This is a genomic window from Paenibacillus sp. P4_A7 (genome assembly GCF_056402455.1).
In genome coordinates this window covers 1-967 of the sequence record NZ_JBFUHJ010000834.1, presented here as the reverse complement: position 1 = coordinate 967, position 967 = coordinate 1, and the positions used below count along the sequence as shown (strand labels likewise).

Annotated in this window: 1 protein-coding gene; it reads right to left on the bottom strand. The window is 41.5% G+C overall.

Annotated elements, in window-relative coordinates:
• On the bottom strand, positions 1–967 hold a 967-nt coding region (locus AC1DWN_RS34345; RefSeq protein ID WP_477563283.1), incomplete at both ends, for a DNA repair protein RecN.

Here is a 967-nt window from a genome sequence, read left to right as displayed (position 1 = left end):
CTATATAGCTGTCCCTCTTGCTCACGGAGCTGCTCTAGGAGTTGATCACGGTTTTCGATTTTGTCGCGATCGCTAGTTGTTTTATCTAAATAAGCTAAAATATCCGGTATCGTTTCACCGTATTTTCGCTTTAAACCATTAATTAGATCAAGTCTGTCTTCCACTTGGGCAAGCTCATCTGGATCCGAATCGATTCCGTCACGATAATCACGCAATTGAAAGGCAGCATCCTCGGCCTGATAAAAAGCAGATTGCAGTTGTTCAAGCATAGGACTAAGCTTGGCTGTATCATAAGTTTGTATATCAATAAGCTTAGCTATTGCTTTACTTATTGCATCTACTCCTTTACCGCCATACAACAAGGAATAAGCCTCCGAAACAGCATCCAATCTTTTACCTGCATACATTAGCTTGCGCTTCTGTTCCGTAAGCAATTCATCTTCTAGCGGCTTTAGCTGCGCATTTGTAATTTCTTCAATTTGAAATCGATATAAATCAAGCATTTGGACATTATGTCTTGCTGAATTTTCTAATTCACGCAAAGAAGCTCTGGCTTGCTGCAATTGATTAAATACAAGGCGATAATTTTGCTTGCGCTCTATAAGCAAGTCACCCGCAAACATATCAAGCCATTCCAAATGCTRCTCCGTACGTAGCAAGGATTGATGCTCATGTTGTCCATGAATATTAACCAAATATTCGCCTACTTCGCGAAGCATGGTCATCGTCACTAGCTGGCCGTTCACACGGCTGCTACTTTTCCCATGAGAAGATAACTCGCGTCTAATAACGAGCATCTCTTCCGATGAAGCTTGTACACCTAATTTATCTAATACATTCCAAACAGGGTGACTGACTGGAACATCAAACATTGCTTCCATTTCTGCCTTGTCACAACCATACCTCACCATGTCTGCGGAGCCGCGTCCGCCAACAACTAAACTAAGTGCATCAATTAATATTGATT